At 63.5% G+C, this 24,038-nt stretch carries 20 protein-coding genes and 2 riboswitches; of the genes, 16 read left to right on the plus strand and 4 right to left on the minus strand.

Features of this window, described 5'->3' with window-relative positions; genetic code table 11:
- The first annotated feature begins 270 nt into the window (after positions 1–270).
- From JY96_RS01985 to JY96_RS02000, 4 genes are all read left to right on the plus strand, one after another.
- Positions 271–918 (plus strand): riboflavin synthase, encoded by a 648-nt coding sequence (locus JY96_RS01985; RefSeq protein ID WP_035034529.1) that lies wholly within the window; start codon positions 271–273, stop codon positions 916–918.
- Between the two features lie 286 nt (positions 919–1,204).
- Positions 1,205–2,506, plus strand: coding sequence for a hypothetical protein (locus tag JY96_RS01990; protein WP_035034531.1), 1,302 nt, complete (start codon positions 1,205–1,207; stop codon positions 2,504–2,506).
- A gap of 64 nt (positions 2,507–2,570) precedes the next feature.
- The gene (locus tag JY96_RS01995) at positions 2,571–3,179 is read left to right on the plus strand and encodes a NapC/NirT family cytochrome c (RefSeq protein WP_052162865.1); all 609 of its coding nucleotides are present in this window, start codon (positions 2,571–2,573) and stop codon (positions 3,177–3,179) included.
- Positions 3,180–3,215: 36 nt separating this feature from the next.
- Positions 3,216–3,599: a cytochrome c family protein gene (locus JY96_RS02000; RefSeq protein ID WP_200883421.1), complete on the plus strand. Its 384-nt coding sequence runs from the start codon at positions 3,216–3,218 to the stop codon at positions 3,597–3,599.
- A 15-nt stretch (positions 3,600–3,614) separates the two neighbouring features.
- On the opposite strand, the gene JY96_RS02005 is transcribed toward JY96_RS02000, so the two are convergent.
- From JY96_RS02005 to JY96_RS02015, 3 genes are all read right to left on the minus strand, one after another.
- Positions 3,615–4,712, minus strand: coding sequence for a putative solute-binding protein (locus JY96_RS02005; protein ID WP_235333824.1), 1,098 nt, complete (start codon positions 4,710–4,712; stop codon positions 3,615–3,617).
- 121 nt (positions 4,713–4,833) lie between these two features.
- Positions 4,834–5,460: a response regulator transcription factor gene (locus JY96_RS02010; protein ID WP_035034535.1), complete on the minus strand. Its 627-nt coding sequence runs from the start codon at positions 5,458–5,460 to the stop codon at positions 4,834–4,836.
- The gene (locus tag JY96_RS02015) at positions 5,457–7,481 is read right to left on the minus strand and encodes a sensor histidine kinase (RefSeq protein ID WP_052162039.1); all 2,025 of its coding nucleotides are present in this window, start codon (positions 7,479–7,481) and stop codon (positions 5,457–5,459) included. The genes JY96_RS02010 and JY96_RS02015 overlap by 4 nt, the downstream gene beginning before the upstream one ends.
- A gap of 127 nt (positions 7,482–7,608) precedes the next feature.
- On the opposite strand from JY96_RS02015, the gene JY96_RS02020 reads away from it, so the two are divergent.
- The 7 genes from JY96_RS02020 (at position 7,609) to JY96_RS21865 (ending at position 18,686) form a co-directional block, all read left to right on the plus strand.
- Positions 7,609–8,637, plus strand: a complete 1,029-nt coding sequence (locus JY96_RS02020) for a TRAP transporter substrate-binding protein (RefSeq protein ID WP_200883423.1) — start codon at positions 7,609–7,611, stop codon at positions 8,635–8,637.
- Between the two features lie 71 nt (positions 8,638–8,708).
- The gene (locus tag JY96_RS02025; RefSeq protein WP_035034539.1) at positions 8,709–9,308 is read left to right on the plus strand and encodes a TRAP transporter small permease; all 600 of its coding nucleotides are present in this window, start codon (positions 8,709–8,711) and stop codon (positions 9,306–9,308) included.
- Between the two features lie 11 nt (positions 9,309–9,319).
- Positions 9,320–10,600, plus strand: coding sequence for a TRAP transporter large permease (locus JY96_RS02030; protein WP_035034541.1), 1,281 nt, complete (start codon positions 9,320–9,322; stop codon positions 10,598–10,600).
- Between the two features lie 86 nt (positions 10,601–10,686).
- A riboswitch (glycine riboswitch) is annotated at positions 10,687–10,799 on the plus strand.
- Between the two features lie 26 nt (positions 10,800–10,825).
- Positions 10,826–10,963, plus strand: a riboswitch (glycine riboswitch).
- 96 nt (positions 10,964–11,059) lie between these two features.
- Positions 11,060–12,187, plus strand: a complete 1,128-nt coding sequence (gene gcvT, locus JY96_RS02035; protein ID WP_035034542.1) for a glycine cleavage system aminomethyltransferase GcvT — start codon at positions 11,060–11,062, stop codon at positions 12,185–12,187.
- A gap of 101 nt (positions 12,188–12,288) precedes the next feature.
- Positions 12,289–12,663 (plus strand): glycine cleavage system protein GcvH, encoded by a 375-nt coding sequence (gene gcvH / locus JY96_RS02040; protein WP_035034544.1) that lies wholly within the window; start codon positions 12,289–12,291, stop codon positions 12,661–12,663.
- A gap of 110 nt (positions 12,664–12,773) precedes the next feature.
- Entirely contained in the window at positions 12,774–15,680 is a 2,907-nt protein-coding gene (gene gcvP, locus JY96_RS02045) for an aminomethyl-transferring glycine dehydrogenase (protein WP_035034547.1), read from the plus strand.
- A 279-nt stretch (positions 15,681–15,959) separates the two neighbouring features.
- Positions 15,960–18,686 (plus strand): ATP-binding protein, encoded by a 2,727-nt coding sequence (locus JY96_RS21865; protein WP_052162040.1) that lies wholly within the window; start codon positions 15,960–15,962, stop codon positions 18,684–18,686.
- On the opposite strand, the gene JY96_RS02055 is transcribed toward JY96_RS21865, so the two are convergent.
- Positions 18,680–19,498, minus strand: coding sequence for a pyruvate, water dikinase regulatory protein (locus tag JY96_RS02055; protein WP_035034550.1), 819 nt, complete (start codon positions 19,496–19,498; stop codon positions 18,680–18,682). The genes JY96_RS21865 and JY96_RS02055 overlap by 7 nt on opposite strands.
- 241 nt (positions 19,499–19,739) lie before the next feature.
- Here JY96_RS02055 and ppsA point away from each other — a divergent pair, with 241 nt between their 5' ends.
- The 5 genes from ppsA to rplI all read left to right on the plus strand — a co-directional run bounded on the left by ppsA (position 19,740) and on the right by rplI (position 23,839).
- Positions 19,740–22,154, plus strand: coding sequence for a phosphoenolpyruvate synthase (gene ppsA, locus JY96_RS02060; protein ID WP_035034552.1), 2,415 nt, complete (start codon positions 19,740–19,742; stop codon positions 22,152–22,154).
- 195 nt (positions 22,155–22,349) lie between these two features.
- Entirely contained in the window at positions 22,350–22,715 is a 366-nt protein-coding gene (gene rpsF / locus JY96_RS02065; protein WP_035034554.1) for a 30S ribosomal protein S6, read from the plus strand.
- A 43-nt stretch (positions 22,716–22,758) separates the two neighbouring features.
- On the plus strand, positions 22,759–23,049 hold the full coding sequence (gene priB / locus JY96_RS02070; protein ID WP_035034557.1) for a primosomal replication protein N: 291 nt from the start codon (positions 22,759–22,761) through the stop codon (positions 23,047–23,049).
- Positions 23,050–23,079: 30 nt separating this feature from the next.
- Positions 23,080–23,373 carry a 30S ribosomal protein S18 gene (gene rpsR, locus JY96_RS02075; RefSeq protein ID WP_035034561.1) on the plus strand — a complete coding sequence of 98 codons (294 nt, stop codon included), beginning with the start codon at positions 23,080–23,082 and terminating at the stop codon, positions 23,371–23,373.
- A gap of 13 nt (positions 23,374–23,386) precedes the next feature.
- On the plus strand, positions 23,387–23,839 hold the full coding sequence (gene rplI, locus JY96_RS02080) for a 50S ribosomal protein L9 (RefSeq protein WP_035034564.1): 453 nt from the start codon (positions 23,387–23,389) through the stop codon (positions 23,837–23,839).
- Positions 23,840–24,038: the final 199 nt, after the last annotated feature.

Genomic DNA, 24,038 nt, shown 5'->3' on the forward strand with positions numbered 1-24,038 from the left:
ACGACCTCCTGAGGTCTGCTGCACCGCGTCATGCCTGATCACGATCGACAGGCTCGCCGCGCAGCAGGAAACCTGGATACAGACACAGTGTAGGCCTGCATACCCCAGCATGGTCTATCGCTTTCACGGGGGAAACGGCGCCCGTTGGGCCCTTGCAAAACCGGTGCATCGGCCCTATTTCACGCACACCACGCATCGCCCCTCTCAAGCCAGGCTTGCTGCAGCGCAACGATAATGGCGCCTTGGCTTGAACCACAGGATTTTTCGACCATGTACACCGGCATCGTCCAGGGCCTCGGCCGCGTCGTGACCCTCACTCCGACCATCAGCGGCTTGCACCTCACCCTGCGCATCCCCCAGGCACTGCTCCACGATCTGCAGATCGGCGCCAGCGTGTCGGTCGACGGCGTGTGCCTGAGCGTGGTCACCATCGAGGGCGAACTGGTCTCGTTCGATGCCATCAACGCCACGCTGGAGCGCACGAACCTGGGCGACCGCCTGGTGGGCGATGTGGTCAATATCGAGCGATCGGCCCGTCAAGGCGACGAAAACGGCGGGCATGCCATGTACGGCCATGTGTCCGACACAGCGCGCATCAGCTCCATCGTCCTGGATGGGCCCCGTGCCCACGTGGAGTTGCATGTGCGCGCACCCTGGCGCAACTACCTGTTCCCGCGCGGCTTCCTGTCGATCAACGGCTGCAGCCTGACCCTGGCCGAAGCCGATTCGGAACGGGGCTACTGCCGCGTCAACCTCATCCCCGAAACCATCCGCGTCACGGGCCTGTTCCAGTACCGCGCTGGCGACCGGCTCAACATCGAGGTCGAGCAACAGACACAGGTGCTGGTGGATGTGATCGAGCGGGTGCTGGAGCGCCAGGCCAGACGCGCTGCGAACGGGGCGCCTTCTGCAGCCTGAAACCGTCCGGTTTGCCCGACAAAGTAGATACCCCACGCTGTATCAAGAATCGTTCTCAACTGGACCCCGTTAAACCACCCTGATTCACCCTTCTTTACATTCATCCCGCACGCTGCTCAAGCGTTTGGTCACACACCAAACCTAGACTAATGGGATGAATGCACATTTCCAGGATCCTCTCCGATCCCTGATGTTGCGTTCACGAAGACGACAAGCCCCAGGGATTCAAGTGCGGCAGTGCCTGAAGGCCGACCGCACGCCACAACACGGAGATAGAGGATCAAGCATGAGTAAGAGTTCTTCCTTGGCGCTCAAGGCGCTGTGGGCCTGCGTGCCTGTTGCCATGGCTTTTCTGAGCAGCCAGGCCCAGGCCGTTCCCAGCTTTGCGCGCCAGACCGGCCAGGACTGCGCCGCCTGTCACATTGGTGCCTACGGCCCGCAACTGACGCCCTTCGGCATCAAGTTCAAGCTCGGCGGTTATGTGGACTCTGACGGCAAGGCCGGCAAGATCCCGCTGTCTGCCATGGTGGTCGCCGAATACGCGCGCTTCAAGGAGCCCGACGCCAACGGCAACAACGTCACGTCCTCCAAGATGGGCCTGGCTGAGTCGTCCGTGTTCCTGGCCGGCAAGCTGAGCGACAACATCGGCAGCTTCGTGCAGGTCACCAACAGCGGCGTGGACCACACCACCGGCATCGACCAGGCTGACCTGCGCTACGCCACCACGCTGGGCATCGGCGGCGGCAAGGAAGCGCTGGTTGGCGTGTCCGTCAACAACAACCCCAGCGTGCAGGACCCCTTCAACACCCTGCCCGTCTGGAGCTTCCCGTACACGGCATCTGACCGCGTCACCAACCCGGGTGTGGACACGGTCTCCGGCTCGCTGGAACAACGTGTCATCGGCGTCAACGCCTACAGCCTGATCGACGACAACATTTACGCCGAACTGGGCTTGTACAACAGCATCTCGCCTGCGATGCAGTCCCGCCTGGGCTCGGGCCGCTACCCGGACGGCGCAGAGTTCGGCGGCTTGAGCAACGCCCCTTATGTGCGCCTGGCCTACATGAAAGACCTGCACACGCAAGCCTGGAATGTGGGGCTGCTGGCTTTCAACGGCAAGCTGGAGGATCGCGCTTCGGCCGACTCGACCAAGTTCAAAGACTTCGGCATCGATGGCAGCTACCAGTTCCTGGGTACGCGCGAGCACATCGTCACGGTCAACGGCAGCTACATCCGCGAGCGCACCACCGCCAACGCGAGCGGCGTCGACACGAACAACACGGTCAAGAACACCAAGCTGGCAGCGTCCTATCACTTCCAGAACACCTATGGCGCCACCTTGGGTTACTTCAAGGCCACCAGCGAAGACCAGCACGCCGGCAACCGCGGCTTCCTGTACCAGGTGGACTGGACGCCCTGGGGCAAGGAATCGTCCTGGGCCGCGCCGTGGGCCAACCTGCGCGTGGGCATGCAGTACATCCAGTTCAAGCGCTACGTGAGCTATGACGCGGACAACGACATCACCACCGTACTCGGCAAGCCTGGTGACATGAACAGCCTGCGCCTGTTCGCCTGGACGTCGTTCTAACCCTGCAGATGAACAGCGCCTTGCCTGCACCCAATCGTGCAGCAAGGCGCTCGTGGAGCAAACGATGACGTCCCTCTGGCAGCGCATCAAGAATCAAAAACCATGGGCCAAAGTGCTCGAAATCCAGGCCATCTTCCTGATGATGGTGGGCGCCGCACTCGCGGTCGGTGGCAAGGTCTCGGTCGACCACACCAACACGCTCGAATTCTGCGTCTCGTGCCACGAGATGAAGGACAACAACTACGCCGAGTACAGCCACACCATCCATGCGAAGAACCGCACCGGGGTCAAGGCCATCTGCTCGGACTGCCATGTGCCGCATGAATTCATCGACACGATGATCCGCAAGGCGCGGGCCTCCAACGACGTGCTGCAACACATGCTGGGCACCATCGACACCAAGGAGAAATTCGAAGCCCGCCGCCTGGAGATGGCCAAGAAGGTCTGGCTGCGCATGAAGCAGACGGACTCCAAGGAGTGCCGCAACTGCCATGACGTCAAGGCCATGGACCCCGAGATGCAGGGCAAGACCGCCCAGACACAGCACAAGAAGCTGCTCAACGGCAGCAGGACCTGCATCGATTGCCACTACGGCATCGCGCACAAGGAGCCTGAAGGCGGCGTGGAGCCTCAGGACGTGCTGGACGAAGCCACGCACAAGCAACCCGGTTAAACGACTGTTTTCGACTGTTTTCGAAAGATTCAAGTGATGAAGAACATGAAGCCCATGCACGCCCTGTTGATGGCAGCGTGCACACTGACCATGGCCGGCCACGCCATGGCGGCCGGTGACGCCAAGAAAGGCGCCGATGTCTTTGCAGGCGAATGTGGCGACTGCCACAGCCCCAAGGAAGGCAAGGCCAAGAAGGGCCCGCCGCTGTTTGGCGTCATCGGGCGCAAGGCCGGTACGGTCGCTGACTTCAACTACTCTGAGGCCATGAAGCAAAGCGGCATCACCTGGTCGCCCGACAAGATCGACCTGTACATCACCCGCCCCAAGAAGCTGGTTCCTGGCGGCAAGATGAAGTACGACGGCCTGGATGACGCCGCGGCGCGCGCCGACGTCATCGCCTACATCCAGTCGCTCAAGTAAACGCGACAGTGATGCTCAATGGGTGGCCGGTGCAGCCTTGGGCTTGTCCGGCCACTCGATTTCAGCCGAGCTGGTGCACTCCGAATCGTTGGGCTTCATGTCGCAACGGATGCGCTTGAGCACCTTCAACGCACGCTTGTCATACAAGCCGGCCTCGGCGATTTCCACGCGGCCATCGCGCAGCATCTGGATGTAGCGCACCAGATCGGCCGAGGGGATGTCCATCCACACCTTGGCAGGCAACTCGGCTTCAGCCTTGCGGATCATGCCCAGGGTCGTATCAAACTGGCTGAGCCAGTACTGGCGCGCCTTGAGGCCGGTGCCGGGCGGGAACTTGTTCTTGTTGATGATGACCTGGTAGGTCAGGAAGGTGACAGGCATGCGCGAGATCGCGCCCTTGGTGCCAATGCCTTTGTACAGCTCCAGCGGCTTGTAGGCCAAGGCTGGGGCAAAGATCACATCGACCAGACCATTGTTGAACTTGCTGGCGAAATTGGTGATGTCGGCGGGAATCGGCTGCGCGCCAATGCGCGTGATCGCCATGTTCTGCACCTTGTCCACATCGAATGCGGCAATGCGCTTGCCAGCCGCAGCTTCCACGCTGTTGATCTTGCGGTCATTGACGATCGGGTAGGCCGCGCCCATGGGGATGATGCCCGCCACCTCGTACTTGTCCTGCACCATCAGCTTGCTGGCGCCCGGCGAAGCGAACACCTCGATGGCCTTGCGCAGGATCTCGTAGCTGGCTTCCATGTCGATCTTGCCGTTGCGCTCCATGGTGGTGGCGCCCAGGGCGTCCACCGTGGCGGCGACCAGGTTGTAGGGCTTGCTGCGAAACGAGGTCACGGCCATGGCATCACACTGGCCGCTGCGGAAGTCTTCAGCGGCCACACGTTCGTCGGTGTAGGCCTTGAGTTCGATGTCCACGCCCATGTTGAGCTTCTGCATCGCCAGCACGAAGTCCTTGGCGGCGGAAAAGGCCGGCCCCGACGTCCCGATGATGTCGAAGACGCAAGCCGTCTGGCCAGACCAGGCGGGTGCGGTGGCCAGGCTGATCAAGCTCAGGGCCAGCCATCTTGCAGGGCGGAAACGCGAAAGGGTTGCAGGCAGCATCGACTCGTCCACATGTGAATATTGGGTAAGTCAATCTAACAAACGCGATTGCGGCCCTGCCAAGGGGTTTCACCTGTGGCCCCCGCGAGTTGACGCCTGCAGCCCCCACTGCGTCGCCAATTCACCCGCCAGCCAACCAGCCCGCCAGTTCGGCGGCAGAGCGCACACCCAGTTTGGAAAACACCCTTGCCCGGTGCACTTCCACCGTCCGCACCGCGATGTGCAGTTCGTCGGCGATCACCTTGTTGAGCTTGCCTGCGGCCACGCGGTGCATCACCTCCTGCTCGCGCTCGCTGAGGCTGGCCAGACGGGCCTGACGCTCCTGCGCCTGCGCGTTGTGGGCGCGCGAGGCGGCCTCCACGGCCAGCGCCTGCTCGATGCGGTCCACCAGGGTGTTGTCGCTGTAAGGTTTTTCGAGGAAGTCGAAGGCCCCTTTCTTCAAGGCCTCCACCACCATGGGGATGTCGCCGTGCCCGCTGAGAAACAGTACGGGGTTGCGCACGCCCATGGACAACAGGGATTCGTGCAGCATCAAACCTGACATGGGCTCCATGCGGACATCCAGCACGAACACACCGGGCATGGGCTGACTGGAGCGAGCCAGGAAATCCAGCAAGGCCAGCCCGCCATCAAACGCATGCACCACCAGGCCGCGTGAGCCCAGCAGAAACACCAGTGCGTCACGCACCACGGCTTCGTCATCCACCAGGTACACCACACCCTTGTCCTTCAATGGCACGGCATTCATGCGTCCACCTCCCTTGAATCAGCTTGATCTACACCGTGGTCAGCCGCGTCGATGGGCAGGCTGAAGGAGAACACGGCGCCGCGCTCTGGCGCCTCCTCGGCATCCAGCACCCCATAGTGCAACTCGATGATGGAGCGGCAGATCGCCAGCCCCATGCCCATGCCCTCGGCCTTGGTTGAATAAAACGGCGCAAACAGGCGATCACCACGCTGGCCTTGCAAGCCGGGGCCGTTGTCGGTCACGGACACGCGCACGAAGCGCCCTGCTGGCGCCGCAGACACGTGGATGCGCCGCTCGCCCGCTTGCGTGGACAAGGCATCGCTGGCGTTGCGCACCAGGTTGACGACCACCTGCTCAATCAGCACGGGGTCGGCCACCACCTCAGGCAAATGCGGATCACCCTGGATGCTCACATGCACATCATGCCGAGACAGGTCACGCTTGAGCAATGACACGCCCGATTCGATCACCCCCATGATGTTGCAGGGCTCGCGTCGAGGCTCGCGTCGCGTCAGGAACTCGCGGATGCGCTTGACGATGCGCCCGGCATGCGCCGCCTGTTCGCCCATGCGCTGCAGGGCCTTCATGATCTGCGGGTCCATGTCGTCGCGCGCGCCCAGCGCATTGAGCAAGCCGGCGTTGTAGCTGGCAATGGCCGACAAGGGCTGGTTGAGCTCGTGCGCCAGCGTGGAGGCCACTTCGCCCAGCATGGTCAGGCGTGCGTGGTGCGCCATGGTTTCCATCTGCTTGCGCTCGCGTTCCTCCATGTGCTTGCGCTCGGTCACGTTGAGCACGGAGGCCATCCAGCCGATCTGCATGCCCTTGGCGTCCACCAGGGGCGCCTCGAACACCATGACGTCCACCTCGGTGCCGTCCCGATGCTGCCAGCGCGATTCGTAGCCTTCCCGCGGCGCCTTGCCCGCCATGTTGCGCAAGTGGCGGCTCATGCTTTGCTCCAGCTCGTGCGGCACCCAGTAAGGCATTGGCGGCATCAAGCCGATCAGCTCGTCAGGCTGGTACCCGACCATGTCGGCCATGGTCTTGTTGACGTACACAAGGCGCCCCTGCATGTCCCGGGCGCGGATGCCCACGGCCAGCGAGTCCTCCATGGCCGAGCGCCAGGCGGCCTCGGTGCGCCAGGCTTCTTCGGCCCGGGACACGCTGTGCATCTGCTTCCGGAGCATGACACTGGCAATGCCCAGCAGCACCACGAAGCCCCCCATCAAGGCCATGGGCATGGTGCGCCACCAGGGGGTGATGCGTTCGCGAGAAGCCAGCTCCAGCCAGGCATTGGGCAAGGAGGGGGCCATCGACACGCGGTACCAGGCCTGCATGGGGTGCCGCGGGCCATCCACTGTCGAGGCAATCACCTCGTCAGATTCATCCACCAGCCGGATGTCGTACTTGGCAGCGAGCCACCACGGCACCTTCTGGCGCAGCAGCGCGCCGGCCGAGTAACGCGCCACCAGCATGCCACCCGGGTGCTCATCGTGCCCCGCCAGCGAAACGGACAGGTGCCCCGCCATGCCCACCTCGTCACCGATGTTGCGCGCGGCGTCATGTGCCGGCATGGAATCATCAGGCACGTGCGCCAGAATGCGCCCATCGTCCCCCAGCCAGGTCAGGCTGACCCAGAAGCGCCGCAGCCCGTCGAGCACCAGCGCATGCCGCGCGAAAGCGTCCTGGCTCATGGGCCTGGACTGGATGACATCTGCCAGCGCGCGCAGCTTGTTGGTCTCTTCGTCCAGCCGGTTGGTGATCTGCGCCTCCAGCGACAAGGCGTCCGAGATCATGTCGGCGCGCTGCGCCTCGCGATCGGCCACCTCCTTGGCCTGCAACCAGATCATGACGCCGGCCACCAGCAGCACGGACAGCACAAGCGGCCAGGCCCACAGAGAGGGCATCAAGGCAAAGCGGGAGCCCAGCAGGTGCAACCTCGGGCGCGGTGGCACGGCCAGAGCGGGACGCTCGGGCACACGCACGCCAGGCGCACGGCGATCGACCTTGTCCTTGTTTGTCATGCGCCCAGTCTAGATGGCCCGCACCCGGTGCAACCCTAGGGTGATGCACGAATGTGGATGTCCACAATTTGCCGCAGGCACCTGAAGCTGAACAATGGGCCATCCAAAACGCCCCGGAGACACCCCCATGTTCAAGCTGAAGACTGCCTCCTCTCTGCGCCGCAGCATGCTCACCCTGGCCGCGTCCATGGCCCTGCTGCCTGCCGCATTTGCCCAATCCCCCATCATCATCAAGTTCAGCCACGTGGTGGCCGTGGACACCCCCAAGGGCAAGGCTGCCGAGTTCTTCGCCAAGCGTGCGGCCGAGTTGACCAAAGGCCGCGTCAAGGTCGAGGTCTACCCCAACAGCCAGCTCTACAAGGACAAGGAAGAGATGGAAGCCCTGCAATTGGGCTCCGTCCAGATGCTGGCACCCTCGCTGTCCAAATTCGCACCGCTGGGCGTGAAGGAATTCGAAGTCTTCGACCTGCCCTTCATCTTCGACGACTACCCTTCCCTGCACAAGGTCACGAACGGCCCCATCGGCCAGGGCCTGCTGCGCAAGCTGGAAACGCGCGGCATCCACGGCCTGGCCTACTGGGACAACGGCTTCAAGGTCATGTCCGCCAACAGGCCTCTCAAGACCGTCGAAGACTACAAGGGCCTGAAGATGCGCATCCAGTCCTCCAAGGTGCTGGATGCTGAAATGCGCGCGCTGGGTGCCCTGCCCCAGGTGCTGGCCTTCTCCGAAACCTACCAGGCCCTGCAGACGGGGGTGGTCGACGGCACCGAGAACCCGCCTTCCAACCTGTACACCCAGAAGATGCATGAGGTGCAAAAGCACGTCAGCGTCACCAACCACGGCTACCTGGGTTACGCCGTGGTCGTGAACAAGAAGTTCTGGGACGGCCTGCCCTCGGACATCCGCGTCGCACTGAGCAAGGCCATGGCCGAAGCCACCCAGGTGGCCAACGACGTGGCCTTCCAGGACAACCAGGAGGCCCTGGCCAAGGTGCAGGCCTCGGGCAAGACGGTGGTCTACAAGCCCACGATCGGCGAGCGCTTCCTGCTCAAGAAGGCGCTGATGCCCGTGCACAAGCAGATGGCCTCGCGTATCGGTGAAGACGTCATCCAGTCCATCTACAAGGAAACCAACTTCGATCCCAGCAAGATGTGATCGAAGCGGGATGACACCAGGACTCAGCCCACGCCACGACGTGGGCTTTTTCATACCGAGGAGATGCCATCATGAAATGGCTTGACCACCTGGAAGAGTGGCTGATCGCGACCTTCATGGGCGCCGCCACACTGATCATTTTTGTGTCCGTGCTGCACCGTTACGCGGTTGGCTTCAACAGCCCCATACAGGACTGGCTGCTGACACTGAACTTCGCCTGGGCCCAGGAGGCCACCATCTACCTGTTCGTCTGGATGGCCAAGTTCGGCGCAGCCTATGGCGTGCGCACCGGCATCCACGTCGGGGTGGACGTACTGATCAACCAGCTGTCGCCGCCCAGGCGCAAGTTCTTCGTGTTGTTCGGCCTGCTGGCGGGCGCCCTGTTCACCGGCACCATCGCCACCATGGGCGCGAGTTTCGTGTGGCACAACGGTGCGCACTACGCGTTCTACAACGCCTTCCACCTCGACATGACCGACCTGATCGAAGGCCCCACCACACCCGATCTGGAATGGCCGACCTGGATCATCTACATGGCGATCCCGCTGGGCTCATCCCTGATGTGCTTCCGCTTCCTGCAGGTGGCCTGGAACTTCACCCGCACGGGTGAACTGCCTCACCACGACCATGGCCATGTGGATGGCCTCGACGACGAAGTGGCCAAGGCCTGAAGGAGCAGCACATGAACGGCATCATCATTTTCGCTGTGCTGCTCGCACTGATGCTCACGGGCATGCCCGTGTCCATCTCGCTGGGCCTCACGGTTCTCACCTTCATCTTCGGCTTCACACAAGTACCGCTGGAATCGGTCGCGCTCAAGCTGTTCACCGGCATCGAGAAGTTCGAGATCATGGCGATCCCCTTCTTCATCCTGGCCGGCAACTTCCTGACGCACGGCGGCGTCGCGCGGCGCATGATCAACTTCGCCACCAGCATGGTGGGGCACTGGCACGGTGGGCTGGCCTTGGCTGGCGTGGTGGCCTGCGCCTTGTTCGCTGCAGTGTCGGGCTCTTCGCCTGCCACGGTGGTGGCCATCGGCTCGATCCTGCTGCCGGCCATGGCCAAGGCGGGTTTTCCCAACAAGTTCGGCGCGGGCGTGGTCACCACCTCGGGCGCACTGGGCATCCTGATCCCACCCTCCATCGTGATGGTGATGTATTCGGTGTCCACCAACACCTCGGTCGGGGCGCTGTTCCTGGCTGGCGTCGTCCCTGGCGCCCTGCTGGCCTTGATGCTGGGCTTCACCACCTGGTGGCGTGCACGCAAGTTCGGTTACCCGCGCCAGCCCAAGGCCACGTTTGCGCAGCGCTTCAAGGCCTTCAAGGAGTCCTTCTGGGGTTTGCTGTTGATCGTGGTGGTGATGGGCGGGATCTACACCGGCATCTTCACCCCCACTGAGGCTGCCGCCATGGCCGCGGTGTACGCCTTCTTCATCGCCGTGTTCGTCTACAAGGACATGGGCTTGAAGGACGTGCCCCGCGTGCTACTGAACTCGGCCAACATGAGCGCGATGCTGCTCTACATCATCACCAACGCGGTGCTGTTCAGCTTCGTGCTGGCCAATGAGAACATCCCGCAGCAACTGGCCGACTGGCTGGTCGGCATGGGCCTGGGCCAGATCGCCTTCCTGCTGGTGGTCAACATCCTGCTGCTGGTGGCGGGCAACTTCATGGAACCGTCGTCGATCGTGCTGATCATGGCGCCCATCCTGTTCCCCGTGGCCACCAAGCTGGGCATCGACCCCATCCACTTCGGCATCCTGATCGTGGTCAACATGGAAGTCGGCATGTGCCACCCGCCGGTGGGGTTGAACCTGTATGTGGCCTCGGGCATCACCAAGATGGGCATCACCGAGTTGACCGTGGCCGTCTGGCCCTGGCTGTTGACCATGCTGGTCTTCCTGGGCCTGGTGACCTACTGGCCGGGCCTGTCCTTGTGGCTGCCCCACCTGCTGATGCAATAAGCCACCCTGCGCCCCCCTCAAAGCCGCGTCCGCGACCCGCTGACGCGGCTTTTTTCACACGCGAAGCCGACACGGGCTGATACACTCGCGGCTTGTCAGGAGAGAGCCGACGCCACCGTGCCGAGGCCGCCGAAGGCGCAGGGCCCACCAACGCGAGTTGGCCGCCCGAACGCTCAGGCAAAAGGACTGGCAAACATGGCGGCCAGGCTGATGAAGCCCACCACCATGATCCTCACTGGAGAGAGCCTGGTGACCTTGCTGCAAGCGAGGTGAGCCCGGCCACCGAAGGGGCAAGCCCACAACGCCGCGATCAGGTCGCAGCGAGGGGTCAATCTCTCAGGTAAAGCGGACAGAGAGGGCAGCACCGGAAACGGTTTCAGCTGGGTGGATCACCTGGTCGAAAGCGGGTCTGGATCCACTCAGATTGCCCTCCCGCTGGCCTCGCAGCCAGCTACTGCCATGTCCGCTGACACCACCGCAACCCTGTTGAAGACACCTCTGCACGCCCTGCACATCGAACTGGGCGCCAAGATGGTGCCCTTTGGCGGCTACGACATGCCCGTGCAGTACGCCACCGGCATCCTCAACGAGCACAAGCACACCCGCGCCGCCGCTGGCCTGTTTGACGTCTCGCACATGGGCCAGGTGCTGCTCAAGGGTGAAGGCGCCGACGCCGCGCTCGAGTCCCTGGTGCCGGTGGACATCGTCGACCTGCCCAAGTTCAAGCAGCGCTACGCCCTGTTCACGAACGAGCAAGGCGGCATCCTGGACGACCTGATGGTCACCCGCCGCGAGAACGACCTGTTCGTGGTCGTGAACGCCGCCTGCAAGGTGCAGGACATCGCCCACATGCAACAGCACATCGGCGGCCGCTGCACCGTGCAGCCCCTGCCTGACCAGGCCCTGCTGGCCCTGCAAGGCCCGCAAGCCGTGACGGCCCTGGCCCGCCTGAACGCCGATGTGCAGAAGCTCACCTTCATGACCGGCGGCCACTTCGTGCTCGACGGCATCGATTGCTTCCTGACCCGCTCGGGCTACACCGGCGAAGACGGCTTCGAGATTTCCGTGCCCGCCGACAAGGCCGAGCAACTGGCCCGCGCCCTGCTGGCCCAACCCGAAGTCAAGCCCATCGGCCTGGGTGCCCGCGACACCCTGCGCCTGGAAGCCGGCCTGTGCCTGTACGGCCACGACATCGACACCAGCACCACGCCCGTTGAAGGCAGCATCACCTGGGCCATCCAGAAGGTGCGCCGCGCCGGTGGCGCACGCGCTGGCGGCTACCCCGGTGCCAGCGTGATTGACGGCCAGCTGGCCAATGGCGCTGCACGCAAGCGTGTGGGCCTGATCAGCACCGAACGTATGCCAGTGCGTGAAGGCGCCAAGGTGGTCAATGCCGACGGACAAGAAATCGGCATCGTCACCAGCGGCTCGCCCAGCCCCAGCCTGGGCCAACCGATCGCGCTGGCTTACCTGGCCACGCCGCAGGCCGCCGTGGGCACCCCGGTTTTCGCCATCGTGCGCGACAAGCGTGTCGCCATGACCGTGACCACCCTGCCCTTCGTGCCCAACCGCTACTACCGCGGCTGAAAACACCGCGCCGGCCCGGCCTGAGCATGGCACCCTGAGCCATACTCTCGCCCGTTCGGCACACAAGCACCCTTTTATCCCATCTATCCAGGACGTCCAACATGACCATCAAGTACACGCCCGACCACGAATGGCTGCAAATCGAAGCTGACGGCACCGCCACCGTCGGCATCACCCACCACGCTCAGGACGCCCTGGGCGACGTGGTGTTCGTGGACCTGCCCGCCGTGGGCACCACCTTCAACCCCAAGGACGTGGCCGGCGTGGTCGAGTCCGTGAAGGCTGCCGCAGACGTCTACATGCCCGTGACCGGTGAAATCACCGCCGTCAACGAAGCCCTGCGCGACGACCCCTCGCTGGCCAACAGCGACCCCACCGGCGCCGGCTGGTTCTTCAAGGTCAAGCTGTCCAACCCCGCCGAGCTCGACGCCCTGCTGGACAAGACCGCTTACGACGACCTGCTGAAAAACGCCTGATCGCCCACAGCGATCCGAGGGTGGCCCGCCTCAGTGCGGCCGCCCGCCGGGCACCGGCTTGACCGCGTGCCCACACCGTGCCCCTAGAGCTTTGCCTGCCGCCGAACGCCATGCTGAACACCCACCTGCCCACCCTCGCTGAACTCGAAAACGCGACCGAATTCCAGGCCCGCCACCTTGGCCCCTGGGACGAAGAGCAGCAACACATGCTCAGTGCCATCGGCGTGGCCTCGCGGCAAGCCCTGATCGACGGCATCGTGCCGGCCAGCATCAAGCGCGGCAACCCCATGGAGCTGCCCGCCCCGCTGACCGAAGCCCAGGCGCTGGCCGAGCTCAAGGCCATCGCGCAGCAGAACAAGCTGATGCGCAACTTCATCGGCCAGGGCTACTACGGCACCCTGACACCCGGCGTCATCCTGCGCAACATCCTCGAGAACCCCGCCTGGTACACCGCCTACACGCCCTACCAGGCCGAAATCTCGCAAGGCCGCATGGAAGCGCTGATCAACTTCCAGACCATGGTCACCGACCTGACGGGCATGGCGATTGCCAACGCCTCCATGCTGGACGAGGCCACGGCAGCTGCTGAAGCCATGACGCTGGCCGCACGTGGCGGCAAGAGCAAGTCCACGCGCTTCGTGGTCTGCCATGACGTGTTCCCCCAGACGCTGGAAGTGATCCAGACGCGCGCCAAGCCGCTGGGCATCACCGTGGACCTGGTGCACGCCGCCCAACTGGCCGAGCACCTGCAAACCAACGACTGCTTCGCCGCGCTGATGCAGTACCCCGGCGTCAATGGCCAGGTGCGTGACCTGCGCCCCTTGATCGACGCGCTGCACGCCAAGGGCGCCATGGCCATCGTGGCCGCCGACCTGCTGGCCCTGACCCTGCTGACGCCTCCGGGTGAACTGGGCGCCGACATCGCCTGCGGCACCACCCAGCGTTTCGGCATGCCCATGGGCAACGGTGGCCCGCACGCTGCCTACATGGCCACCAAGGACGAACTCAAGCGCTCCATGCCCGGCCGCCTGGTCGGCGTGAGTGTCGATAGCCACGGTGACCCGGCCTACCGCCTGGCCCTGCAAACCCGCGAGCAGCACATCCGCCGCGAGAAGGCCACCTCCAACATCTGTACCGCCCAGGTGCTACCCGCTGTGGTGGCCAGCATGTACGCGGTCTACCACGGCCCTGAAGGCCTCAAGCGCATTGCCCTGCGTGTGGCCAGCTACGCCTCCATCCTGGCTGAAGGCCTCAAGGCCATGGGCCGCAAGGTGGTTCACACCACCTGGTTCGACACGGTTCAGGTGCTGACAGAAGACCGCGAAACCGTGCTGGCCGATGCCGTCAAGTTGGGCATCAACCTGCGCGACGCCAGCAACGACAGCGTGACCATCTCGCTGGACGAAACCACCACCCGCAACGACATCATCGACCTGTGGACGGTGTTCTCCGGCGGCAAGCCGCTGCCTTCGTTTGCCGCGTTTGAGAACGGCGTGGCCCTGGGCCTGCCCGCCAACCTGCGCCGCGACAGCGCCTTCCTGACGCACCCGGTGTTCAACAGCCACCACAGCGAAACGGAAATGCTGCGCTACCTGCGCGGCCTGGCCGACAAGGACCTGGCCCTGGACCGCACCATGATCCCGCTGGGTTCGTGCACCATGAAGCTCAACGCCACCAGCGAGATGATCCCCATCACCTGGCCCGAGTTCGCGCACATCCACCCCTTCGCACCGCGCGACCAGCTCAAGGGCTACGAGCTGCTCAATGAAGAGCTGTGCGCCTGGCTGTGCCAGGCCACGGGCTACGCCGGCATCAGCCTGCAACCCAATGCCGGCTCGCAAGGCGAATACGCTGGTTTGCTGGTCATCAAGGCCTATCACGAATCCAAGGGCCAGGGCCACCGTGACATCTGCCTGATCCCCGAATCGGCCCACGGCACCAACCCCGCCAGCGCCCACATGGCCGGCATGAAGGTGGTGGTCACCAAGTGCGACACCGATGGCAACGTGGACCTGGACGACCTCAAGGTCAAGTGCGAGCAACACAGCGCCAACCTGGCTGCCGTGATGATCACCTACCCCTCGACCTACGGCGTGTTCGAAACCCGCGTGACCGAGCTGTGCAAGCTGGTGCACAAGCACGGCGGCCGCGTCTACGTGGACGGCGCCAACATGAACGCCCTGGTCGGCCTGGCCGCACCGGGCCAGTTCGGCGGCGACGTCAGCCACCTGAACCTGCATAAGACCTTCTGCATCCCGCACGGCGGTGGCGGCCCCGGCGTCGGCCCCGTCTGCGTGGTTGAAGACCTGGCGCCCTTCCTGCCCGCGCACCGCTCGGCCGGCATCGGTTCTGAAGTGCAGGTCGGCGCTGTGTCAGCCGCCCCGCTGGGCAACGCTGCCGTGCTGCCCATCAGCTGGATGTACATCCGCATGATGGGTGCCGATGGCCTGAAGGCCGCCACCGAAGTGGCCATCCTCAACGCCAACTACGTGGCCGCCCGCCTGGCTGACCACTACGACATCCACTTCAGCGGTGGCAGCCAGACCATCAAGGGTGGCGGCGTGGCCCACGAGTGCATCCTGGACCTGCGCCCCTTGAAGGACAGCAGCGGCGTCGCCGCCGAAGACGTGGCCAAGCGCCTGATCGACTACGGCTTCCATGCACCCACGCTGAGCTTCCCTGTGGCCGGCACCTTGATGGTCGAACCGACCGAGAGCGAATCCAAGGCGGAACTGGACCGCTTCTGCGACGCCATGATCGCCATCCGCGAGGAAATTCGCCTGGTGGAACAAGGCAAGCTGCCGCAGGACGACAACCCCTTGAAGAACGCGCCGCACACCGCCGCCAGCCTGCTCAAGGCCGAGTGGCCGCACGCCTACAGCCGAGAACTGGCCGCCTACCCTGTGGCCAGCCTGCGCAAGCAGAAGTACTGGTCGCCCGTGGGCCGCGTGGACAACGTCCATGGCGACCGCAACCTGTTCTGCTCCTGCGTGCCGGTGAGCGACTACCAGGGCTGATCCGGCGCTGGCCGCATCTGCGCGCCTGAGCCTCCACACGCCAACTGGCCCACCCGGGACACCCGTCCTCGGTGGGCCAGACTGTTTCCTGCCGCCAACAACGCGCAGATTTCAGGTCGGCACATTGCCAAGCTGACACTTAACCGCTAATGTGAGCCATCCGATCCGGGTTCATCGGACAGGCTGCTTTACCCGATTTCCGAATTCCAGAACCCCATCAGCCCAGTAAAGCGGCAGGCCCCCTCCAGCCGCGCATCAAGCTCCCTTTCAAGGAGGCATATGCAGGCCCTGACGGAGATCGACGCGCCCACCCTGCGGTTCATGCCGACAGACGATGGGTTGAAGATGGCACTGTCCGCCGCACAGGCGGGCTTGTGGGAATGGCATCTGGGCACCAACCTCAATGCCTGGTCTGACGAGGTCTGGGCCTTGTTCGGCCTCCCACCCGATACGCCCCCCACCCAGGATGCCTGGCTTGCCAGCATCCACCCCGAGGACCGCGCACAAGCCAGGCAGCACGTCTTTGCCGCCAGAGAGCGGGGCGTCCCCTTCGAAATCGAGTGGCGCACCAACCCGTGCAGCGGCCCAGTGAGGTGGATCCTGTCGCGCGGCCAGCCAGGCCAGCCCAGGCCAGACGGCCAGGACACCTATACCGGCATCGTCATGGACATCACGGCCCGCAAGCAGGCCGAGAGTGCCGCCCTCAAGCTCACCGAATCCCTCGAAGAGCGTGTCAAGGAGCGCACCGCCGCGCTAGGCGAACACGAACGCCTGCTGCAAAACATCCTGGACGGCATTCCCGGCCTGATCGGCTACTGGACCAAAGACCTGCACAACCGCTTCGCCAACAAGGCCTACCTGGACTGGTTTGGCATGTCGGCCGACCAACTGCGCAACTTGCACATCAAAGACCTGCTCGGGCCGACACTCTTCGAGCAAAACTGGCCCTACATGCAGGAGGCGCTCAAAGGCCATTCTCAGCGCTTTGAGCGGCTGCTCCCCATCCCGAAACAACCCGGCCGCCATCGTCACAGCGAAGCCCACTACCTGCCCGACATCGTCAACGGCGTGGTACAGGGCTTTCTGGTCATCGTGTTCGACATCAGCCAGATCAAGCAGGCCGAACTGGCCGCCGAGGCGGCCAACCAGGCCAAGAGCGAGTTCCTGGCCAACATCAGCCACGAGGTGCGCACGCCTTTGAACGCCATGTTCGGGCTTGCGCAGGTCGGGGCGCGCCAGGCCATCGGTACCCCACAGGCCAGGACCTTCGAGCAGATACTCGACTCGGCCCAGCACCTGCTCACCCTGGTCAACGACGTGCTGGATTTCTCCCGGATCGAATCGGGCAAGCTCAACCTGCACTACGAGCGCATCAACCTCGGCCAGGTGCTGGAACACGTGCTCACGCTCAAGGCCATCCTGGCCCAGGCCAAGGGCCTGCCGCTGATCATCCACGAGTCGGCCGACGTCCCGCAGTACTTCCATGGCGACGCCACGCGGCTGTCGCAGATCCTGTTGAACCTGCTGTCCAACGCCATCAAGTTCACCGACACCGGGCAGGTCAGCATCCACCTGGATTACGTCGCCCCTGACCTCATCATGGAGGTCACCGACACAGGGATCGGCATGTCCGAGGACAAGCTCCTGCAGCTGTTCCAGCCCTTTGTGCAGGTGCATGGCCATCACCCAGCGCAATCGGGCGGCACCGGCCTGGGCCTGGCCATCTGCAAACGGCTGGTGGAAATGATGCGCGGCCACATCCAGGTCCGCAGCCAACCGGGCGAAGGCACCACGTTCACGGTCAAGTTGCCGGTGTTGCACCCCGAAGGCGGCGACGTTCGCCACATTCGCCACGTGGCCATGGTCGGCAGCCCCACGCCAGCCTCCAGTGCGCTGACCGAGTCCCTGCGAGACAGGGCGCTGAAGGTCACCCACAGCGCCGCGCTCCCCTTGCCACCAGGCAGCCAGCCCGACGTGATCATCCTGTCTTCAGACGCCTTGCCCCGATGCGCGCCAGAAGAGATCCGCCGCAATATCGCACTCGGGCACACGGTGCTGGTCAACGCCCCCGCCAGCACGGTGGTCGAGCTGCCGCAGCCCCTCCAGAATGAACTCCCGGTGGTGGCCGGCCCCCTGAGCCCCTTGCGCCTGCTCAACGCCATCAAGACCAAGCTGAACCGAACGGCCGTGAGCAGCAGCCAGCGCCTGGCGCACATCCGTGTGCTGGCCGCTGAAGACAACCCCGTCAATCGCCTGGTGCTGCAACAGATGCTGGAGCAGGAAGGCGCCATCGTCACCTTCGCCTTCGACGGTGCCCATGCACTGGAGCAGGTCCGCGTCCATGGGCCATCGAGCTTCGACGTCGTGCTGTGCGACATCCAGATGCCCGTCATGGACGGCTACCAGGCTGCCCAGGCGCTGGGCCACATCGCCCCTTCGCTGCCTGTCATCGGCCTGACCGCGCACGCCTTCGACACGGCCAAACAACAAGCCCGACGGGCCGGCATGGTGGGCTATGTCACCAAACCCTATATGCTGGATACTCTGGTCGACGAAATACGCCGCTTTGCTCGTTGGCGCCCGGGAGATGCCCCGCAGGCCGACAACGTGGCAGCCCAAGCAACGATGAGCACCGAGCCCGATATGCAGCAGGACATCACCGACTGGCAGGCCATGCAGCAGTATTACCAGGCGCAGCCCCAACTGCTGGACCGCCTGATCGCCATGCTGGGCGACACCCTCAGCGAGATCCAGCAGGAGCTGGAGCACACCATCCAGAACCAGAACCTGGAACAGCTGGCCAAGATCGCCCACAACATCAAGGGCACGGCCCTGAACCTGCACACCCCTGAACTGGCGCGGCTCGCCGTGCAAACCCAGGAGCAGGCCCGCCAAGGTGACAGCGACACACTGCGCACGGCCGAGGACCTGTCAAAACGCCTGAGCCACTTCATCGAGATGGCCACGCATCACCAGGGGCAGAAACGCCAAGGCGCGGATCAATAGATCAGCCGATCCGGCCTGATGTCGCGCAGGATGGTCGTGGCGATCTCTTCGATCGACTTGTGCGTGGACGACAGCCAGTCGATGCCCTCGCGGCGCATCATGGACTCGGCCTGCGCCACCTCCAGCCGGCAATTCTCCAGGCTGGCGTACTTGCTGCCGGGCCGGCGCTCATTGCGGATCTGGCTCAAGCGACTGGGCTCGATCGTCAGACCGAAGCACTTCTTCTTGTAAGGCTTGAGCATCGAAGGCAGGAAGCCGCGGTCGAAGTCCTCCGGGATCAGCGGCACGTTGGCCGCCTTGATGCCATGCTGCATCGCCAGGTACAGAGAGGTTGGCGTCTTGCCACAACGGCTCACGCCCACCAGCACCACATCGGCCAACTCCAGGCTGCGTGAAGACTGGCCATCATCGTGCTCCAGCGCAAAATTGATCGCCTCGATGCGGTCGTTGTATTCCTGGTCCACGCTGGCGTCGCTGAAGCGGCCCACCCGGTGGTTGGACTTCATGCTGAACTCTTCTTCAAGCGGCTCGACGAAGGTCTTGATCACGTCGAACACGCGCGCGTCGCAGCCCTTGAGAATGGCCAGCACATCGTCGTTGGCCAGGGTGGTGAACACGATGGGCCGCTTGCCTTCACGCTGCCCTGCCGCATTGATTTCACGCACCACCTGATGCGCCTTGTCCACGGTGTCGATGAAGGGCCGACGCACGTGCCGGGGCTTGATGGCGAATTGGGCCAGGATGGAGTTCCCCATCGTTTCGGCCGTGATACCTGTGCCATCCGACACGAAAAACACACTGCGATCAGACATATGCAGACAAAAGAAGAAAAGCCCCCTCAAGTGGACGTGTCAGCTTTGCACGCAAACACCCGTTCACTGGTCGGAGGAATTGAGCTTGATGAGCGCACGATCATAGGCCTGACCCTACAATCAGTCCATCTCGTGTCCACAGCTGTTGTCAGATGTGTGGCAAAGGTCGTCCAACAACTCCAACAGACCTGAGCCCACCCGTGGATGCCAAACAGATTTTTTTCACCATCCTGGAGCTTTTATGACCAACCGCTTTGAGCCGACCGCCCTGGTCGTGCCCTTCGAGCAACTGCGCATGTCCGATGTCGAGATCGTCGGCGGCAAGAACGCCTCGCTGGGCGAAATGATCTCGCAATTGCCCACCGGCCCCAACGGTGTGCGCGTGCCCACGGGCTTTGCCACCACGGCCCACGCCTTCCGCGAATTCCTCAAGCACGATGGCCTGGCTGACCGCATCAGCAAGCGCCTGGCCGCGCTCAACACCGAAGACGTGCGCGCCCTGGCCGAAGCCGGTGCCGAAATCCGTGGCTGGGTCGAAGCCCAGCCCTTCCCCGCCGACCTGGAAAAGGCCATCCGCGGCGCCTTCGCGACCTTGGCTGGTGACAACCTGCAGGCCTCGTTCGCCGTGCGTTCTTCTGCCACGGCCGAAGACCTGCCTGACGCCTCCTTTGCAGGCCAGCAAGAGACCTTCCTGAACGTCGTCGGCATCGAAGACGTGCTGCACAAGATGAAGGAAGTGTTCGCCTCGCTGTACAACGACCGCGCCATCTCCTACCGCGTGCACAAGGGCTTTGCGCATGACGTCGTCGCCTTGTCGGCCGGCGTTCAACGCATGGTGCGTTCCGACCTGGGTGCCGCCGGCGTGATGTTCACCATCGACACCGAATCGGGCTTCCAGGACGTGGTCTTCATCACCTCCAGCTACGGCCTGGGCGAAACCGTGGTGCAAGGCGCCGTCAACCCCGACGAGTTCTACGTGCACAAGCCCGCCCTGAAGGCCGGCAAGCAGGCCGTGATCCGCCGCAACCTGGGCTCCAAGCTGCTGAAGATGGAGTTCGCCACGCCTGAAGAAAAGGCTGCATCCGGCAAGCTGGTCAAGACCGTGGACACCACCGTCGAAGCCCGCAACCGCTACAGCCTGAGCAACGAGGACGTGACCGAGCTGGCCCGCTACGCCCTGATCATCGAGCAGCACTACGGCCGCCCGATGGACATCGAATGGGGCAAGGACGGCACCGACGGCAAGCTGTACATCCTCCAGGCCCGTCCTGAGACGGTCAAGAGCCAGATGCAAGGCAAGGTCGAGCAGCGCTACAAGCTCAAGAGCACCGGCACCATCCTGGCCGAGGGCCGCGCCATTGGCCAGAAGATCGGCACCGGTCCCGTGCGCATCGTGCACAACATCTCCGAGATGGACACCGTCAAGCCCGGCGACGTGCTGGTCACCGACATGACCGACCCCAACTGGGAACCCGTGATGAAGCGCGCCAGCGCCATCGTCACGAACCGTGGCGGTCGTACCTGCCACGCCGCCATCATCGCGCGTGAACTCGGCATCCCGGCCGTGGTGGGCTGCGGTAACGCCACCGAGCGCCTGACCGACGGCACCCTGGTGACCGTGGCCTGCTCCGAAGGCGACACCGGCTACATCTACGAAGGCCTGCTGGAAACCGAAGTCACCGAGGTCAAGCGTGGCGAGATGCCCCACATCGGCCTGAAGATCATGATGAACGTGGGCAACCCCCAGCTGGCGTTCGACTTCGCCCAGATGCCCAACAACGGCGTGGGCCTGGCCCGCCTCGAGTTCATCATCAACAACAACATCGGCGTCCACCCCAAGGCGATCCTGGACTATCCGAACATCGACACCGACCTGAAGAAGGCCGTCGAGTCCGTGGCCCGTGGCCACGCCTCGCCTCGCGCTTTCTACGTGGACAAGCTGGCTGAAGGCATTGCGACGATCGCCGCCGCCTTCTGGCCCAAGCCCGTCATCGTGCGCCTGTCGGACTTCAAGTCCAACGAGTACAAGAAGCTCATCGGTGGTTCGCGCTACGAGCCGGAAGAAGAAAACCCCATGCTGGGTTTCCGCGGTGCCTCGCGCTACATCAGCGCCGAGTTCGGCGAAGCCTTCGCCATGGAGTGCGAAGCCCTCAAGCGCGTGCGCAATGACATGGGCCTGAGCAACATCGAGATCATGGTGCCCTTCGTGCGCACTTTGAAGCAGGCCGAGCGCGTGACCAACATGCTGGCCGACCATGGTCTGGTGCGCGCCTCCAAGGGCGGTACGGACGGCCTGCGCGTCATCATGATGTGCGAAGTGCCGTCCAACGCCATCCTGGCCGAGCAGTTCCTGGAGTACTTCGACGGCATGTCCATCGGCTCGAACGACCTGACCCAGCTCACCCTGGGCCTGGACCGCGATTCCGGCCTGGAACTGCTGGCCCACGACTTCGACGAACGCGACCCGGCTGTCAAAGCCATGATCTCGCGTGCGATTGCCGCCTGCCGCGCACACGGCAAGTACATCGGCATCTGCGGCCAGGGCCCTTCGGACCACCCCGACTTTGCCGAATGGCTGGCCGCCGAGGGCATCGTCTCGATCTCGCTGAACCCCGACACCGTGGTCGAAACCTGGCAGCGCCTGGCCGCCAAATAAGGTTTTCGGACAAAACGGCCGGATTTCCTTGCGAAATCCGGCGCCGCAAGCGTCAGACGCCACCTCCGGGTGGCGTTTTCACTGCTACAATCGCAGGCTTTTCCGCCAGTTGCTCATTTCTTGAGCAGCCCTTGCCGTCTACGGGTTTGACGCTTCGTGGCGGCTTCCATCAACTGGAATCCACAAGGAGTATCCATGCGTCACTATGAAATCGTCGTGCTGATCCACCCGGATCAAAGCGAGCAAGTTCCCGCCATGCTGGAACGCTACAAGGCCCTGATCGCCTCCACCGGCGGCCAGGTTCACCGTCTTGAAGACTGGGGCCGCCGTCAGCTGGCATACCAGATCAACAAGCTGGCCAAGGCTCACTACCTGTGCCTGAACATCGAAACCAGCAAGGAAACCCTGGCTGAGCTCGAAACCGGCTTCAAGTTCAACGACGCCGTGCTGCGTCACCTCACCGTGCTGAAGGACAAGGCTGAAACCGCTCCTTCCGTGATGATGAAGCAAGTTGAGCGTGAAGAGGCCCGCAAGGCCCAGCAGGAGCAAGCCGCTGCCTGATTGATGCCGCAAGGCATTGACAGACATCGCGACCGCGTCGTTCATGAACCGTGTGCTGATCACAGCCCAGATCATTGAACGCAGCGCGCTGAGATACACCCCCGCCGGCCTGCCCGCACTCGACGTCGTGCTTCAGCACGAATCCGATGTGACCGAGGCGCAGCTTCCCCGCAAGGTCAAGCTGGAAATGAAGGCCGTGGCGATTGGTCCGATTGCAGAGCAATTGAACCGAAAGCCGGTTGGCGAGCCATTGGGCATCGTCGGCTTCCTGGGTGCTCCGCGCAACGGCCGTGGCGTGCTGCTCCACATCACCGAACTCAACGACATCGTTTAAACACATCCATTCGGATACTGAGAGGTCATCATGGCTGCTCCCCGCTCCAAGAACGGCAAGTTCTCCAAAGACCGCAAGGGCAAGCGCAACACGCAATCCCTGCTGTTCCGTCGCAAGCGCTTCTGCCGCTTCACCGTCGCCAACGTCGAACAGATCGACTACAAGGACGTTGACACCCTGCGCGACTTCATCGCTGAAAACGGCAAGATCATCCCCGCACGCCTGACCGGCACCCGCGCGATCTACCAGCGTCAGCTGACCACCGCCATCAAGCGCGCTCGCTTCCTGGCCCTGCTGCCTTACAGCGACCAGCACCGCGTCTAAGGAGTTCTCTGTCATGCAAATCATCCTCCTCGAAAAAGTCGCCAACCTGGGCAACCTGGGTGATGTGGTCCGCGTGAAGGACGGTTACGCTCGTAACTTCCTGATCCCCACAGGCCAGGCTCGTCGCGCCACCGAAAAGGCCGTCGCCGAATTCGAAGCCCGTCGCGCTGAACTGGAAAAGGTTCAAGCTGAAAAGCTGGCCGCCGCTCAAGCCATGGGCGAGAAGCTGTCTGGCAAGACTGTCACCGTCAGCCAGAAGGCTGGCGTGGACGGCCGCCTGTTCGGCTCGGTCACCAACTTCGACATCGCTGAAGGCCTCAAGGCTGCCGGCTTCGAAGTGGCCAAGCACCAGATCCGCCTGCCTAACGGTCCTCTGAAGACCGTGGGCGAGCACCCTGTGTCGCTGTCGCTGCACACCGACGTGGTCGCCGAGATCACCGTCGCTGTGGTGGGCGAAACCGCCTAAGCATCAGGTCTCACCAGACCACGCGAACCCGGTGCGCTGCGCCGGATTCGCCCCAGGAAGCCGGCCTTGCGCCGGCTTTCTCATTGGGCGCGCAGCTTATCCACGCCAATCCCCAAGCTATCCCAGGGTTGCCCACAGACTTGCCCACATGTACACAGCTTTATCCACATGTGCGCCGCGCCGGCAACCTTATGATTGA

The organism is Aquabacterium sp. NJ1, from assembly GCF_000768065.1.
In the GTDB taxonomy this organism is placed as follows: Bacteria; Pseudomonadota; Gammaproteobacteria; order Burkholderiales; family Burkholderiaceae_C; genus Aquabacterium.

Coding starts and splice junctions, on each gene's coding strand:
- JY96_RS02030 (WP_035034541.1), top strand. CDS start 9,320: ATGAACGGCATCATCATTTTCGCTGTGCTGCTCGCACTGATGCTCACG.
- ppsA (WP_035034552.1), top strand. CDS start 19,740: ATGACCAACCGCTTTGAGCCGACCGCCCTGGTCGTGCCCTTCGAGCAA.
- rpsR (WP_035034561.1), top strand. CDS start 23,080: ATGGCTGCTCCCCGCTCCAAGAACGGCAAGTTCTCCAAAGACCGCAAG.
- JY96_RS02020 (WP_200883423.1), top strand. CDS start 7,609: ATGTTCAAGCTGAAGACTGCCTCCTCTCTGCGCCGCAGCATGCTCACC.
- JY96_RS02055 (WP_035034550.1), bottom strand. CDS start 19,498: ATGTCTGATCGCAGTGTGTTTTTCGTGTCGGATGGCACAGGTATCACG.
- priB (WP_035034557.1), top strand. CDS start 22,759: ATGAACCGTGTGCTGATCACAGCCCAGATCATTGAACGCAGCGCGCTG.
- gcvP (WP_035034547.1), top strand. CDS start 12,774: ATGCTGAACACCCACCTGCCCACCCTCGCTGAACTCGAAAACGCGACC.
- JY96_RS02015 (WP_052162039.1), bottom strand. CDS start 7,481: ATGACAAACAAGGACAAGGTCGATCGCCGTGCGCCTGGCGTGCGTGTG.
- JY96_RS02025 (WP_035034539.1), top strand. CDS start 8,709: ATGAAATGGCTTGACCACCTGGAAGAGTGGCTGATCGCGACCTTCATG.
- JY96_RS01990 (WP_035034531.1), top strand. CDS start 1,205: ATGAGTAAGAGTTCTTCCTTGGCGCTCAAGGCGCTGTGGGCCTGCGTG.
- gcvH (WP_035034544.1), top strand. CDS start 12,289: ATGACCATCAAGTACACGCCCGACCACGAATGGCTGCAAATCGAAGCT.
- rplI (WP_035034564.1), top strand. CDS start 23,387: ATGCAAATCATCCTCCTCGAAAAAGTCGCCAACCTGGGCAACCTGGGT.
- JY96_RS02010 (WP_035034535.1), bottom strand. CDS start 5,460: ATGAATGCCGTGCCATTGAAGGACAAGGGTGTGGTGTACCTGGTGGAT.
- gcvT (WP_035034542.1), top strand. CDS start 11,060: ATGTCCGCTGACACCACCGCAACCCTGTTGAAGACACCTCTGCACGCC.
- JY96_RS02005 (WP_235333824.1), bottom strand. CDS start 4,712: ATGCTGCCTGCAACCCTTTCGCGTTTCCGCCCTGCAAGATGGCTGGCC.
- JY96_RS01985 (WP_035034529.1), top strand. CDS start 271: ATGTACACCGGCATCGTCCAGGGCCTCGGCCGCGTCGTGACCCTCACT.
- rpsF (WP_035034554.1), top strand. CDS start 22,350: ATGCGTCACTATGAAATCGTCGTGCTGATCCACCCGGATCAAAGCGAG.
- JY96_RS21865 (WP_052162040.1), top strand. CDS start 15,960: ATGCAGGCCCTGACGGAGATCGACGCGCCCACCCTGCGGTTCATGCCG.
- JY96_RS02000 (WP_200883421.1), top strand. CDS start 3,216: ATGAAGAACATGAAGCCCATGCACGCCCTGTTGATGGCAGCGTGCACA.
- JY96_RS01995 (WP_052162865.1), top strand. CDS start 2,571: ATGACGTCCCTCTGGCAGCGCATCAAGAATCAAAAACCATGGGCCAAA.